Source organism: Crenobacter caeni, assembly GCF_010435965.1.
Lineage (GTDB): Bacteria > Pseudomonadota > Gammaproteobacteria > Burkholderiales > Chromobacteriaceae > Craterilacuibacter > Craterilacuibacter caeni.
This window is the reverse complement of the sequence record NZ_JAAGAA010000004.1, coordinates 34,964-46,958: the sequence shown is the minus strand read 5'-3', so window position 1 is coordinate 46,958 and position 11,995 is coordinate 34,964. Positions and strand designations below refer to the sequence as shown.

The 11,995-nt window shown below is 69.8% G+C and carries 18 protein-coding genes; 7 read left to right on the top strand and 11 right to left on the bottom strand.

The window, feature by feature from the left end; genetic code table 11:
* Window positions 1–2 precede the first annotated feature (2 nt).
* Together GZH52_RS05545 and GZH52_RS05540 are read left to right on the top strand one after the other, a co-directional pair.
* Entirely contained in the window at window positions 3–638 is a 636-nt protein-coding gene (locus GZH52_RS05545) for a histidine phosphatase family protein (protein ID WP_163315498.1), read from the top strand.
* A 56-nt stretch (window positions 639–694) separates the two neighbouring features.
* Window positions 695–1,501, top strand: a complete 807-nt coding sequence (locus GZH52_RS05540) for a hypothetical protein (protein WP_163315497.1) — start codon at window positions 695–697, stop codon at window positions 1,499–1,501.
* Here the strand turns inward: GZH52_RS05540 and GZH52_RS05535 are convergent.
* Together GZH52_RS05535 and GZH52_RS05530 are read right to left on the bottom strand one after the other, a co-directional pair.
* Complete coding sequence (locus GZH52_RS05535; protein WP_163315496.1) at window positions 1,498–1,857, bottom strand: cupin domain-containing protein; 360 nt, start codon at window positions 1,855–1,857, stop codon at window positions 1,498–1,500. The two genes, GZH52_RS05540 and GZH52_RS05535, sit on opposite strands and share 4 nt — an antisense overlap.
* A 39-nt stretch (window positions 1,858–1,896) precedes the next feature.
* Complete coding sequence (locus tag GZH52_RS05530; RefSeq protein ID WP_163315495.1) at window positions 1,897–2,472, bottom strand: cysteine hydrolase family protein; 576 nt, start codon at window positions 2,470–2,472, stop codon at window positions 1,897–1,899.
* 26 nt (window positions 2,473–2,498) lie between these two features.
* Here GZH52_RS05530 and GZH52_RS05525 point away from each other — a divergent pair, with 26 nt between their 5' ends.
* Both GZH52_RS05525 and GZH52_RS05520 read left to right on the top strand, forming a co-directional pair.
* Window positions 2,499–2,987, top strand: coding sequence for a methyltransferase family protein (locus tag GZH52_RS05525; RefSeq protein ID WP_239058031.1), 489 nt, complete (start codon window positions 2,499–2,501; stop codon window positions 2,985–2,987).
* Window positions 2,988–3,043: 56 nt separating this feature from the next.
* On the top strand, window positions 3,044–3,292 hold the full coding sequence (locus tag GZH52_RS05520) for a hypothetical protein (protein ID WP_163315494.1): 249 nt from the start codon (window positions 3,044–3,046) through the stop codon (window positions 3,290–3,292).
* 3 nt (window positions 3,293–3,295) lie between these two features.
* Here GZH52_RS05520 and mog read toward each other — a convergent pair whose 3' ends face one another.
* From mog to mobB, 6 genes are read right to left on the bottom strand one after another with little or no spacing between them, the layout of a single operon-like run.
* The gene (gene mog, locus GZH52_RS05515) at window positions 3,296–3,877 is read right to left on the bottom strand and encodes a molybdopterin adenylyltransferase (protein ID WP_163315493.1); all 582 of its coding nucleotides are present in this window, start codon (window positions 3,875–3,877) and stop codon (window positions 3,296–3,298) included.
* Window positions 3,874–5,076 (bottom strand): molybdopterin molybdotransferase MoeA, encoded by a 1,203-nt coding sequence (locus GZH52_RS05510; protein ID WP_163315492.1) that lies wholly within the window; start codon window positions 5,074–5,076, stop codon window positions 3,874–3,876. Before GZH52_RS05510 ends, mog begins: the two co-directional genes overlap by 4 nt.
* 9 nt (window positions 5,077–5,085) lie before the next feature.
* Entirely contained in the window at window positions 5,086–5,679 is a 594-nt protein-coding gene (gene mobA, locus GZH52_RS05505) for a molybdenum cofactor guanylyltransferase MobA (RefSeq protein ID WP_163315491.1), read from the bottom strand.
* On the bottom strand, window positions 5,676–6,143 hold the full coding sequence (locus GZH52_RS05500; RefSeq protein ID WP_163315490.1) for a molybdenum cofactor biosynthesis protein MoaE: 468 nt from the start codon (window positions 6,141–6,143) through the stop codon (window positions 5,676–5,678). Before GZH52_RS05500 ends, mobA begins: the two co-directional genes overlap by 4 nt.
* Before the next feature lie 4 nt (window positions 6,144–6,147).
* Window positions 6,148–6,396 (bottom strand): MoaD/ThiS family protein, encoded by a 249-nt coding sequence (locus tag GZH52_RS05495; RefSeq protein WP_163315489.1) that lies wholly within the window; start codon window positions 6,394–6,396, stop codon window positions 6,148–6,150.
* Window positions 6,393–6,914 carry a molybdopterin-guanine dinucleotide biosynthesis protein B gene (mobB, locus tag GZH52_RS05490; RefSeq protein ID WP_163315488.1) on the bottom strand — a complete coding sequence of 174 codons (522 nt, stop codon included), beginning with the start codon at window positions 6,912–6,914 and terminating at the stop codon, window positions 6,393–6,395. The genes GZH52_RS05495 and mobB overlap by 4 nt, the downstream gene beginning before the upstream one ends.
* A 73-nt stretch (window positions 6,915–6,987) precedes the next feature.
* Between mobB and GZH52_RS05485 the strand changes: the two genes are divergently transcribed.
* Window positions 6,988–7,749 carry a sulfite exporter TauE/SafE family protein gene (locus tag GZH52_RS05485; protein ID WP_163315487.1) on the top strand — a complete coding sequence of 254 codons (762 nt, stop codon included), beginning with the start codon at window positions 6,988–6,990 and terminating at the stop codon, window positions 7,747–7,749.
* Here GZH52_RS05485 and GZH52_RS05480 read toward each other — a convergent pair.
* Together GZH52_RS05480 and GZH52_RS05475 are read right to left on the bottom strand one after the other, a co-directional pair.
* Entirely contained in the window at window positions 7,725–8,489 is a 765-nt protein-coding gene (locus tag GZH52_RS05480; protein WP_163315486.1) for a HesA/MoeB/ThiF family protein, read from the bottom strand. The genes GZH52_RS05485 and GZH52_RS05480 overlap by 25 nt on opposite strands.
* A gap of 98 nt (window positions 8,490–8,587) precedes the next feature.
* Window positions 8,588–10,564: a methyl-accepting chemotaxis protein gene (locus tag GZH52_RS05475; protein ID WP_163315485.1), complete on the bottom strand. Its 1,977-nt coding sequence runs from the start codon at window positions 10,562–10,564 to the stop codon at window positions 8,588–8,590.
* A 122-nt stretch (window positions 10,565–10,686) separates the two neighbouring features.
* Here GZH52_RS05475 and GZH52_RS05470 point away from each other — a divergent pair, with 122 nt between their 5' ends.
* Together GZH52_RS05470 and GZH52_RS05465 are read left to right on the top strand one after the other, a co-directional pair.
* A complete protein-coding gene (locus GZH52_RS05470; RefSeq protein ID WP_163315484.1) occupies window positions 10,687–10,977 on the top strand; it encodes a hypothetical protein in 291 nt (96 codons plus the stop codon).
* Window positions 10,978–10,992: 15 nt separating this feature from the next.
* Complete coding sequence (locus tag GZH52_RS05465; protein ID WP_163315483.1) at window positions 10,993–11,154, top strand: hypothetical protein; 162 nt, start codon at window positions 10,993–10,995, stop codon at window positions 11,152–11,154.
* Between the two features lie 59 nt (window positions 11,155–11,213).
* On the opposite strand, the gene GZH52_RS05460 is transcribed toward GZH52_RS05465, so the two are convergent.
* Complete coding sequence (locus GZH52_RS05460) at window positions 11,214–11,744, bottom strand: Dps family protein (protein ID WP_163315482.1); 531 nt, start codon at window positions 11,742–11,744, stop codon at window positions 11,214–11,216.
* Between the last annotated feature and the right edge of the window lie 251 nt (window positions 11,745–11,995).

Here is an 11,995-nt window from a genome sequence, read left to right as displayed (position 1 = left end):
CCATGCAAACCGCCACCACCACCGTCTGCCTGGTCCGCCACGGCGAGACCGACTGGAACGTCGAGCGCCGCCTGCAAGGCCACCTCGACATCCCGCTCAACGCCAACGGCCACGCGCAGGCGGCCCGGCTTGCCGACGCGCTGAAGGGCCAACGCTTCGACGCCCTCGTCGCGTCGGACCTTGCGCGCACCCGGCAGACCGCCGCGCCGCTCTCGGCGGCGCTCGGCCTGCCTATCAGCCTCGACGCGCACTGGCGCGAGCGCCACTACGGCGCGCTGCAGGGGTTGACGCTGGACGAGGCCCCATCGCTCGCACCGGAGCCCTGGCGCGCCTACCGCGAGCGCGAGATCGCGCACCCGCTCGAAGGCGGCGAGTCGCTGGCGGACTTTGCCGGGCGGGTCCACGCCGCGCTCGAAGGCGTCGAGCGCGGCCACGCCGGGCGCCGCGTGCTGGTAGTGTGCCACGGCGGCGTGCTCGACATCGTGTGGCGGATCGCCAGCGCAGAGCCGCTGGATACCCCGCGCAAGGTAGCCATCCCCAACGCCGCGCTCAATACGCTCAGCCACCGCGCCGGGCGCTGGCAGGTAGACAACTGGGCGTCGCTCGAACACCTGGACGGCGCGCTCGACGAGCTCTGACTCAAGGTTCGCGCCGGGCGGCCGATACAAATAAAAAGCACCCGGAAGCGAACAACATGAAAATCCAGGCCTCCCCCTGGGCCAGCCTTTCGCCGCGCACCGGCGCACGCGAGGCCGGCCCCGCCTCCGCCGGCAAGGCAGCGTCGCCCACTCCAGCGGCCGCGCCGCTGCCAACCCACGCCAACGCCGACACCACGCCCGAGCAGGCGCTTTCCCAGTCGCTCTCCGACGCGCTGCGCGCGATGCGCGAACGCATGGACAAGCCCAAGCTGCCCGCACGTAGCGCGGCGAGCGACATGGCGCAGGGCTGGCAGAAGGCGATGCTCAAGGAAAAACTGGAGATGCTGCGCAAGATGATGGCGCTCGCCGGCAACGACGCCGGCAGCCGCCGCGCGATCGCGCAGCAGCTCGCGCAGGTCGCGCGCGAATTGAAGGCGCTGGGCGAGGCGGCGGGCGCGCCACCGCCAGAGGCCGGCCAGGCCGCGCCGCCCGCGAGCGACGCCGAGGCTGGCGCCAGCGCGCAGTCGGTAGCCGGAACAGATGCCACGCAGGCGCTGCAGGAGACACCCACGCCGCCAGCCGACAGCCAGGCTGCCTCCCAAAGCGGCACGCAGGCAGGATGGACAGAGGGCGCAGACGGCAAGACGCCAGCGGAAGAGACGACGCCGGGCGAACAGGCGAAGGACGCCAGTCAGGGCATCCGGCAGGAAGAGCAGGCCGACCCGGCGCTGCAGGAGATGGTCGCCAAGCTCAAGCAGCTGCTTGCCCAGCTCAAGCAGGGCGCCCGTGGCGACCAGGACGCGGACACCGACAAGGCAATCCGCGAGATCGAGCAGGCGATCCGCGAGATCGAGGGCGCTTAGTCCGGCTTCGCGTCGGCGACCACGAAGTACTTGGACACCGGCTCGAGCACGCGGAACTCGCCGACAAAGCCCGGCGGGATCACCCCCGCCTCGCCCGCGCCGAACACCTCGGCGCGGCCCGCCTCGTCGGTCAGCACCACCCGCCCGCTGATCACGCAGAAGAATTCCTGGCGGTTGTCGGCGAAGCGGATCTTCCACGCGCCCGCCTCGCACGACCAGATGCCGCAGGCGACGCCCTGCGTCTCGCAGGCCGTCCAGGTCTGGCGGCGCGGCCGCCCCTCTACCAACCTGTCCTCGCGCGGGTAGTCGATGGCGGGTGCGTGGACGGGTTCGACGCGGACGATGGCAGCGTGCATGGGCAAGGCTCCGGTGGGTGACGCGCGCATTGTACCTGCTCAGGCCAACGACGCGAGCGTGCCGCAGCGGATGATGCGGGCGATCGCGGGCAGCGGCAGCAGCCCCGCCGAGTGCTCGGCCTCGCTCGCCGCCGCGCACGCGTCTTCCAGCAGGTACACCGCGTAGTCGCGGTCGTGCGCGTCGCGCACCGTCGACGACACCGCAAGGCTGGTGCTCACCCCGGAGACAATCAGCCGGGTAACGCCGCGCGCGCGCAGCACCGCCTCGAGCGCGGTGCCGTAAAAGCCGCTGACCCTGGGCTTGGCGAGCACCACGTCGCCCGCCTGCACGGCAAGCTCCGGCACAAAGGCGGTGCCGGGCGCGCCGAGCAAGAAGGCGCCGGCGTCGCGCGCGCCGCCGAACAAGGGCGATGCGGCCGGCCACTCGGGGTAGCCCGGCGAGAAACCGACCCTCACCCAGATCACCGGCCAGCCGCGCGCGCGGCAAAAAGCGGCGGCCTGGTTGGCGTGGCGGACCACCTCGCGCCGCGCGGCCTCGGCCTGGCAGCGCGCCGGATGGCCGCCCTCGCCCATCACGTCGACGATGTAATCGAGGCCGACAAAAGCGGTAGACATTGCTTCCTCCTGCACTTGAAGGCAGCATGGTCGGCCCGACCCGCTATCCGACACGCATGCTGCTCGAGCTGAAACTTCCGCCCCCCGTCCTCGTGGTGGCCGCCGGCACGCTGATGTACGGCGCCGCCGAGTGGCTGCCCGCGCTCGCCTACACCCTGCCCGGCGCGCACGGCGCCGCACGCGCCGTCGCGGTCGTCGCCGTGCTGATCATCGGCGTCGCCGTGCTGGGCTTTTTGCACGCGGGCACCACCATCGACCCGCGCCACCCGAAGAAGGCGAACACGCTGGTGACGAGCGGACTGTACCGTTTTAGCCGCAACCCGATGTATCTCGCCGACCTGCTGCTGCTGGTCGCGTGGGCGCTCAAGCTCGGCAACTGGGCCGCGTGGCTGCCGGTGCCGCTATTCGTGTGGTGGATGAACCGCTTCCAGATCCGCGTCGAGGAAGCGGCTTTGATTTCACGTTTCGGCGACGCGTACGCGGTGTATTGCCGCAAGGTGAGGCGCTGGCTGTAGGCTTGCCAGCGCCCGTCGGCTCGCGCACACTCGCGCCTTTTGAGCGGAGCCTGACCATGCTGGTATTGCTCGCCGCGCGTATCGACCGCAGCCGTTTGTTGCTGGTCAACGGCCGCCTCGACGGCTACCCGGCCTTCTTCCATATCGACCCGCAGGCGCTGGCGCTGCGTCTGGGGCAGTCGGCGCTCGCCGACCCGGCCGCCGCGCTGGCGGCGCACTGGGCAGAGCTCGGCCCGGCACTGACTCGGCTCGTGCGCCGGCACGGCAACGACTTCACGGTCGACGCCGCCATGCTCGGCGCCTGAGCCTCACTTCTTCTTCGGGCGGAACGCGCGCACCACTTCAGGGCGGGTGTCGAACACCGGCCCGCCGATCAGCTCGACGCAGTACGGCACGGCCGAGAACACGCCGTGCACCCGCACTTCCCCGTCCTCGCCGCGCACGCCTTCCAGCGTCTCGCGGATGGACTTTGGGCGTCCCGGCAGGTTGAGGATCAGGCTCTGTCCGCGGATCACGCCGACCTGGCGCGACAGGATCGCCGTGGGCACGTAGTAGAGCGAGACCTGGCGCATCTGCTCGCCGAAGCCCGGCATTTCGCGGTCGGCGACGGCGAGCGTCGCGTCGGGGGTCACGTCGCGCGGCGCGGGGCCGGTGCCGCCGGTGGTCAGCACCAGCGCGCAGCCCTCCTCGTCGACCAGCCGCTTGAGCGTCGCCTCGATCAGCGGCTGCTCGTCGGGGATCAGCGCCTCGACAAATTCGGTCGGCTCGACAATCGCCGCCGCTAGCCACTCGCGCAGCGCGGGCAGGCCCTCGTCGACGTACACGCCGCTGCTCGCGCGGTCGCTGACCGACACCAGGCCGATGCGCACGCTGTTGTTGGTTTCTTTCACTGGAAGGCTCCGTTGATCAGGTAGGCGTTAAGCAGGTCTCCCTCGGCGACGGTCGTCGCGGGCGGAATCTCGACCAGCGCGTCGGCGCCGGCGCACGCCGAGAGCATGGCCGAACCCTGCCCGGCCATGAGGTCCGCCAATAGTGCGCCATCCTCCGCCCGCAATCGCGCGCGCAGGAACTCGCGGCGCGGCTCGACCTTGTTTTTTACAAACGCGGCACGTACCGGCAGCGCGCGCGGCATGGCATCCGCTTGCCCCGACAATGCGCGCAGCGCCGGCACGACCAGCAGGAAGAAGGTGACGAAGGTCGCCACCGGGTTGCCCGGCAGCATGAACACCCGCGCACGGCCGGCCTGCCCCCACGCGAAGGGCTTGCCCGGCTTGATCGCGAGCTTCCACGCGGTGAGCGTGCCGATGGATTCGAGCGCGGCGCGCACATGGTCTTCCTCGCCGACCGACACCCCGCCCGAGGTCAGGATCACGTCGTTTGCTAGCGACGCCTCGGCGAGCGCGGCGCGGGTATGCGCGGCGTCATCGGGCAGGATGCCGCCGTCGCGCACATCCACATCGAAGCCGGCGAGCCAGGCGACAAGCTGGTAGCGGTTGGCGTCGAAGATCTGCCCGGGCTGCGGCACCGCGCCCGGTTCGACCAGTTCGTTGCCGCTGGAGAACACCGTCACCTTTAACCTGGGCTTCACCGGCACGGCCGCGTAGCCTTGGCTTGCCGCCAGCGCGACCGCCGCCGGCGTGAGCCTCGCGCCGGCTTCCAGCAGCGCGCCGCCCGCCGCGTATTCCTCGGCGCGGCGGCGGATGTGCGCGCCGGCGCGCGCGGGGCGCTCCAGCTGCAGCCTGTCCCCGTCGCGGCGGGTGTCTTCCTGCGCCACCACCGCCGTCGCCCCCGCCGGCAACGGCGCGCCCGTGAAGATGCGCGCAGCCTCGCCCGGCTGCAGGGCAACGCCCGCCGCGTTGTCGCCTGCGGCGACACGCACGGTCACGCCAAAGGTCGTGCAGGTACCGGATGGGTCGCACAGCGCGTAGCCGTCCATCGCGCTGTTGTCGAACGACGGGGTGTCAAAGCGCGCCGGCAGCGCGCGCGCGAGCGTCCGGTTTGCGGCGGCGGACAGTGGCAGCGTCTCGTCATCTGCGGGAGGCGTCAGGCCTGCGAGCAGCGTCGCAAGCGCGTCATGGTAGTCGAGCATGTCGGTCTTTCAGGGTTTGGCGGCATCAAGCCGCGCGGCGAGCGCGGCAAGCGCCGCCGCGTCGTTGGCGTTGGCAAACGCCGCGTCGTCGTCGAACGGCACGGCAATCGCGTGAACGGTGGCGAGCCAGTGGCGGATTGCGCGCCCGCCGCGCGCAAGGTAGACGGGCAAGGCGGCCAGTGCGCGCTCGCGCGCGAGCAGCAGCGCGTAGTGGGGGCCGGCCGGCGCCACCGCGTAGGCAGCGCCTGCTGCCGGCTGCGCGGCAAGACCGGCCGCGAGCCGCGCGACAAGGTCGTCAGGCAAACACGGCGTGTCGCACGGCGCCACGGCGAGCAGCGCGCCGGCGGGCAGTCTCTGAGCACAACTTGCGATGCCGGCGAGCGGCCCCATCGAGGTGTACGCGGCAAGGTCGGGCACCACCTCGCCCAGCGTGCGGTACAGCGCCTCGCCGCGGTTGGCGCTCACCCACAAGGCGTCCACCTGCGGCGCGAAGCGGCGCGCGACATGGCAGGCGAGCGGCTCACCCGCGAGCTGGCACGCGCCCTTGTCGGCGCCGCCCATGCGCGAGCCCTCGCCGCCGGCAAGGATCAGCCCGGCGATCAAGCGTCCGCCTCCCAGCGGCGGGCAGCCTCGTCGTCGCTCGTTTTCGCGTCGACCCAGCGGCAGCTGCCGTCGACGAATTCCTCGCGCTTCCAGAACGGCGCCTCGGTCTTCAGGTAGTCCATCAGGTACTCGGCGGCGGCAAACGCGGCGGCGCGGTGGCGGCTGGCGACCATCAAGAGCACGATGCCCTCGCCGACCGCGAGGCGGCCGACCCGGTGCAGCACGCGGCAGGCAGTGAGCGGCCAGCGCGTTTGAGCGTCGCGGGCGATGCGCGCGATCTCGTCTTCGGTGACGCCGGGGTAGTGTTCGAGGTGCAGCGCGGCCAGCGGCAATTCGCCATCGTGCCCGCGCACCCGCCCCTGGAAGGTGACCACGGCGCCGGCGTCGCCCGCTTCGGCGAGCAGGCGTTCTTCTTCAAAGGCAACGACGAACGGCGCCTCGCGTACGGTGATGTCTAACCACATCGCGTCAGCCCCCGGTCACCGGCGGCAGGATGCCGACCTCGGCCCCGTCCGGGATGGCCACCACGCCGCGGCGCACCTCGCGGTCGACGACGACGCGGAACACCTTGTCCGGCGCGAGCGCGGCGGCCCAGTTGTCGCCGCGCTCGCGCAGCAAGGCGAGCAGCGCGTCGCTGTCGCCGCCGTCCCAGGCGAGCGTCTCGCTGTCGCGGCCAAGCGCCTCGCGCAAAAAGCCGAAATAAAGAATGCGGATCATGCGGCGGTTTCCTTGTCGTGGCCGCGCTGGCGCGCAAGCCAGGCGGCGATGAATTCGGTGATGGCAGGAATGTCGTTCAGGTCCAGCAATGGCAGATCGCCCGCGTCGAACCCGCTTGCCGTGTCACTGGCCAGCGCGATCACGCGCGAAGCGGCCAGCCGCGGCTTGCCCAGCGCGGGGCGCCACACCTCGACCTTGTCGACGTCGGCCCACTTCTGCCCCTCAAGCAGCACCAGGTCGCACGGCGAGAGCAGCGCGAGCTGCGCGGTAAGATCGAGCGGCGCGGCAAGCTCTGCCGTCAGCGCGTAGCGCGCGTCGCCCAGCAGCAGCACCTGGCTGGCACCTGCCCTGCGGTGGCGGTCGCTGTCCTTGCCCGGCACGTCGATTTCGAGCACATGGTGGCTGTGCTTGATGACCGACACCGTCAGGCCGCGCGCAGCCAGGCCAGGCAGCAAGGCCTCGATCAGCGTCGTCTTGCCGCAGCCGGAAAAACCGGCCACCCCCAGCACCTTGGGCATATCCCCTCCACTTTGGCGGCAGGCTCGCGCCGGCCACCTATACTTTGGACATTGTCCGCACCCATTTTACAGGATGACCGAATACTTCTACCTCGCAGCGGTCGCCTTTATCGGTGGCGTCGCCGGCGCGACGGTCGGCGGCGCGGGGCTCGTCCAGTTGCCGGCGCTGCTGAACGCCTTCCCCGGCAGCCCGCTACCGTTCATTCTCGGCACCAACAAGCTGATCTTCGCCTTGAGCGGCGCCAACAACGTGCGCCGCTACCTGCAAACCACCCGCATCGAGTGGCCGCTGCTGCTGCCCGCGCTTGTCGTCGGCGTCGCCGCCTCGGTGTTCGGCGCGTCGCTGATCGGCAAGATCAACGAAGCCTGGTTCAAGCCGGTGCTGCTGGTGGTGCTGGTGCTGATCGCCGGCTACATCCTCACCCACAAGCAATTGGGCGAAACGGAGTCTGCCCCTGCCGTGCCCGACCGCGCGGCACCGGTCGCCGGCGCCGCCGGCGGCGCGCTGCTCGGCCTCTACCAGGGCATGTTCGGCCCTGCGGCGATCAGTTTCACCACGCTCGCGCTGGTGCGCGCGCGCGGCATGGCGTTCGCGCGTGCGGTCGGCAACGCGCAGCTTTTCGTCAACACCTGTAACGCGGCGGCGATGCTGTGGTTCCTCGCCCACGGCCAATGCCTGTACGAGGTCGCGTTGCTGATGGGCGCGTGCTCGATCGCCGGCTCCTTCGTCGGCCTCAAGCTGGCGGAGAAAGGCGACAGCCACCTGATCCGCCTGCTGTTCATCGGCGTGCTGGTGGTCGAGATCGCCCGTTACGGCTGGTCCATCCTCGCGTAAGGCGCGCAACTCGTGCACTCGGGGTCGCGCCCGAAACCAAGCTCGCGCCACGCGCCGGACAGCGCGTCGTAGCTGATCAGCCGCCCGATGGGCGCCTCGCCGATGCCGATGATGAGCTTCAGCGCCTCGAGTGCCTGCTGTGCGCCGATCACGCCGACCAGCGGCGAGAACACGCCAAAGGTCGCGCAAGCACCGTCGCTCGCCTCGCTCCCGCCGAACAGGCAGTGGTAGCAGGGCGTGCCCGCCCGGCGCGGGTCGACTACCAGCAATTGCCCGTCAAAGCGCACCGCCGCGCCGACCACCAGCGGCCGGCCGGCGGCCAGCGCCGCGCGGTTGACCGCCTGGCGCGTCGGGTAGTTGTCCGAGCAGTCGAGCAGCACGTCGACTTCCCGCGCGAGCGCCGCCAGCCGCGCCTCGTGCAGCCGCTCGGCGAAGGTACGCACGTTCACGGCCGGGTCGATGCGGTGCACCGCGTCGGCCGCGGCGTCGACCTTGGGCCTGCCAAGGTCGACCTCACCGTACGCGACCTGCCGCTGCAGGTTGGAGAGCTCGACCGCGTCGTCGTCGGCAAGCCACAACTCCCCCACCCCGGCCGCGGCGAGATAAGGAATCGCGGCGGCGCCCAGCCCCCCGCAGCCGACCACCAGCACGCGCGCGCGCGCAAGGCGCTCCTGGCCGGCCAGGTCGACCTCTTTCAGGAGCAGGTGGCGGCTGTAGCGCAGCAGCTGATTGTCGTTCATGCGGTCGGTCCCATAAGAAAAAGCGGCCTTCGCGTGAAGGCCGCCCGATTGTCCACGAGGACCTCCGCCCCGGCAATACGCCAAGGGACGGAAGCGTACTAGGCCACCCGGAAGTGGCTGACCTCCTCGGAGAGGGCACGCGAAGCGTCGGTCAGCCGCCCGGAAAGCACGGCCGCCTCCTGCACGATGGCCGCGTTGTCCTCGGCCAGCGAAGCGATCTTGCTGATATTGACCGCGACCTCGGTGCTCGCCGCCGACTGCTGGCGCATCGCCTCCGCCGTCTCGGCGCTCTTTTGCGCGGAGTCCGCGACGTTAAGGCGGATCTCTTCAAGGCCTGCCGCACTCTCGTCGACCAACACAGTGCCCTCACGCATCGACTGGCGTGCGTCGACCATCCGTTCGCTCGCCGTCTGCGTGCCCTCGCCGATCGCACCGACCAGGCGGGTGATCTCGACCGTCTCGCGGCCGGTGCGCTCGGCGAGCTTCCTCACTTCGTCGGCGACCACCGCGAAGCCGCGGCCGGCTTCGCCCGCGCGCGCCGCCTCGATCGCGGCGTTCAGCGCGAGCAGGTTGGTCTGGTCGGCGATCTCGCGGATCGCGGTGATGATGCGGTTGATTTCCTGCGAGCGCTCGGTCAGCGTCTGCACCACCTCGGCAGTCGACTCGAGCGAGTCAGCGGTGGTGCGGATCGCGTCGCTGGTTCGCTGCATGCGGCCGCGGTCGGATTCGACGCTCTCGCGCATGTGGCCGGCGTCCGCCAGCGCGCACTGTGCGTTCTCGCTGACCTGCGCGATGCCCTCCGACATTTCCTCGACCGCCGCGGCGATCTGGCCCGCCGAGTCGCGCTGCAACTCGGCCGCGTGCGCCGCCCGCTGCGAGACCCCCTTGAGTGCCTCGGCCGCCTGTTGCAGCGTCTGGCTCTGGTTCATCACCGCGCGCAGCGTGGTGCCAAACGACTCGGCGAGGCAATCGAACGCGCGGCCCATGCGGGCGAGCTCGTCGCTACCGTCGATCTGCGCGCGGCGGGTCAGGTCGAAGTCGGCGCTCATCTGCACCATCAGGCGTTCGAGCTTGAGCAAGGGTCGCTCGATGTTCAGCCACACCCTCCACGCGAACAGGCAGATGGCCAGCGCCACCACGACGCTCAAGCCGATGTTCAGCCAGAACAGCTCGCGAGAGCGTTCAAGCGCCTCGTCCACGTAGACGGCCAGCGAGGCAAGCTGAGCGTCCTGCTCCGCCTTTAGCAAGCCCAGCCTGGCCGATGCCTTCTTGAACCAAACCTCGGCCGGCATCGAAATCGGCTCGCCGGGCAGCAGGGCCAGCACCAGCGCTCGCTCCTCGAGCAGCGCCAGGTTTTCGGGCGCCTTGGCAAAAGCCTCCAGCCGCCCAGATGTAACCGGGTCGGCCAGCTTGAGCATCGCACCGAAATACGCATCCTGCTGGGCAGCGAACGCCCTGGCCTGCAGTTGCTGGTCCGCCATCAGCACGCCGGCGGCCAACGGGCCGTTGATAAAGCCGCGCTCCTTGCCCGCGCTTTCCTTGAGCTCGAGCAGGTTGACGAGCACCAGGCCACGCTGCATCAGCGCGGCGTCGCTGCTGACACCGACGGTCTTGCGCACCAGCTCCAGCAAGTCCGCCACCGCCTGCGAATAGGCGGCGAACGCAGCCTTCGCATCGACCTGGCGGCCGTCGACCTGCGCACGCGCGCCGGCGAGGGCGGCCACCTTGGCCTTGACCGCGTCGGCCTCGGCGCGCAGCGCCGCGTCCCCGACGGTGGCCACATGCTGATCGAACGCGTCGCGCACCTCATCGCTCTTCGCCCTCGCCTCCTTCAACGCGCCGGACAGCGGCGCCTGGCTTGCCAGATAGCCGTTAGTCAGCCCCCGTTCAGCCTGCAGGGTGTGCATCAGGTTGCTCGCCACCTGCGACACAGAAACCAGCGCCTGCGCCGACTGGTAGCCCTGCATCGCCTCGTAGCGCTTGGCAAGCAGCCAGCCCGACAATCCCAGCGCGATCAACAGGGGAGGCAACAACAGCAAGACAAGCTTGCTGCCGACACTGAGACGTTTGAGCATGGATTGCGCGCCGTGTTTATTATTGACCACGTCATTGTATAGCCATTTATTTTTATACAACAGCATGCCTCCTGTACTGCCGTGCACACCGCCTATGCTCAAACAATCAGATGGCAAAAACCATGAAACGACTCCCCCCTGCCCCGTTCACCCTCGTGCTGGCACTGCCCGCACTCGCGGCCGCACAGCCGCCCGCCACCGTCTCGCTGGATTGCCCGCTGCCGGCAGGGCTGTCCGCGGCGTGGGTCGCCGACGCGCTCGCCCTGAACGGCCGCACCCTGCTGCCGTCGGGCGGCCGGTGGTCGGTCTGCCTCAGCAAGGAAGAAACACGTGAGGTGGTGATGGTGCCGTACGCGGGCATCGGCTACGGCCACGACGGCTGGGGCGCGTGGGGTGGCGGCTACGCGCCGTGAGGCTACCCGCGCGAAATGCGCGTTCGCCGCACGCTGACGCTGGACGCCCGGCCGGCCACAGCACAACCCGCAGCGGACGCCTGGCAGGCGGCCGAGCCCCTGCCGGACGACAGCGTGGCCGCCCTGCAGCGCGCGACCTTGCGCCTGATCGGCCAGTTACCGTCGCCTGGGGGCTAGGCACGCAAAAACGCCCGCGTCAGAAGACGCGGGCGTTGTCTGGCGGAAGACCAAAAGCCTTAGTGGCCGGTACCGTCACCGCGGCGGCTCGCCTCGAACAGGAACCAGGTGCGACGCTCGGCTTCGTCGATCCAGTTTTCCAGGAGGCTCGCGCCGGCCACGTCGCCGTACTCGTCGCACACGCTGTGCGCTTCGCGCAGGCGCTGGGCCAGATTCTTGTTGTCCTCGCACAACTCGGCCAGCATGTCGGCCGCCTGCACGAACGGCGCGTCGTTGTCGAGTACGCGCTGGTTGCGCGCGATCGCGCCGATCGACGTCAGCGTGCGGCCGCCGACCTTGCGCACGCGTTCGGCGATCACGTCGGTCATCGCGTACAGTTCGTCACCATGCTCGTCCAGCATCAGGTGGTAGTCGCGAAAATGCGGCCCGCTCAGATGCCAGTGAAAATTCTTGGTCTTCAGATACATCGCGAACACGTCGGCCAGCAGGAGGTTCAGCGCGGCGCTGATGTCCCGTCTGGCGTCCTCGCCCAGCGCGTTGGGCGTAGTGATTGCGGCGATGAGTTCCTGTTCCCCAATTTTCTTGTCCATCTCGACCTCCAGTGTGCCACCGCAGCGCCTTGCTGCGGCCAGTTGAATCCAGACCGGTACCGGCGCCGCGCAGCAAGGCCGCACAGACCTGCGACAAGCGCTGCCACGCGTCACCGGTGAGTGCTTGCGTTATAGCAGCCGATCCGGGGCATGCCACGAAGACGTCATATCCGCACACAAGACGTTCGTCACAGGCCCGCTACCGCAATCCACGTTTGCGGATTACGCACGGATGCTCGTCCACCAATAAC

Coding starts and splice junctions, on each gene's coding strand:
- GZH52_RS05520 (WP_163315494.1), top strand. CDS start 3,044: ATGCTGGTATTGCTCGCCGCGCGTATCGACCGCAGCCGTTTGTTGCTG.
- GZH52_RS05475 (WP_163315485.1), bottom strand. CDS start 10,564: ATGCTCAAACGTCTCAGTGTCGGCAGCAAGCTTGTCTTGCTGTTGTTG.
- GZH52_RS05500 (WP_163315490.1), bottom strand. CDS start 6,143: ATGTGGTTAGACATCACCGTACGCGAGGCGCCGTTCGTCGTTGCCTTT.
- GZH52_RS05525 (WP_239058031.1), top strand. CDS start 2,499: ATGGTCGGCCCGACCCGCTATCCGACACGCATGCTGCTCGAGCTGAAA.
- GZH52_RS05545 (WP_163315498.1), top strand. CDS start 3: ATGCAAACCGCCACCACCACCGTCTGCCTGGTCCGCCACGGCGAGACC.
- GZH52_RS05480 (WP_163315486.1), bottom strand. CDS start 8,489: ATGAACGACAATCAGCTGCTGCGCTACAGCCGCCACCTGCTCCTGAAA.
- GZH52_RS05540 (WP_163315497.1), top strand. CDS start 695: ATGAAAATCCAGGCCTCCCCCTGGGCCAGCCTTTCGCCGCGCACCGGC.
- GZH52_RS05510 (WP_163315492.1), bottom strand. CDS start 5,076: ATGCTCGACTACCATGACGCGCTTGCGACGCTGCTCGCAGGCCTGACG.
- GZH52_RS05485 (WP_163315487.1), top strand. CDS start 6,988: ATGACCGAATACTTCTACCTCGCAGCGGTCGCCTTTATCGGTGGCGTC.
- GZH52_RS05535 (WP_163315496.1), bottom strand. CDS start 1,857: ATGCACGCTGCCATCGTCCGCGTCGAACCCGTCCACGCACCCGCCATC.
- mobB (WP_163315488.1), bottom strand. CDS start 6,914: ATGCCCAAGGTGCTGGGGGTGGCCGGTTTTTCCGGCTGCGGCAAGACG.
- GZH52_RS05460 (WP_163315482.1), bottom strand. CDS start 11,744: ATGGACAAGAAAATTGGGGAACAGGAACTCATCGCCGCAATCACTACG.
- GZH52_RS05470 (WP_163315484.1), top strand. CDS start 10,687: ATGAAACGACTCCCCCCTGCCCCGTTCACCCTCGTGCTGGCACTGCCC.
- GZH52_RS05495 (WP_163315489.1), bottom strand. CDS start 6,396: ATGATCCGCATTCTTTATTTCGGCTTTTTGCGCGAGGCGCTTGGCCGC.
- GZH52_RS05530 (WP_163315495.1), bottom strand. CDS start 2,472: ATGTCTACCGCTTTTGTCGGCCTCGATTACATCGTCGACGTGATGGGC.
- GZH52_RS05465 (WP_163315483.1), top strand. CDS start 10,993: ATGCGCGTTCGCCGCACGCTGACGCTGGACGCCCGGCCGGCCACAGCA.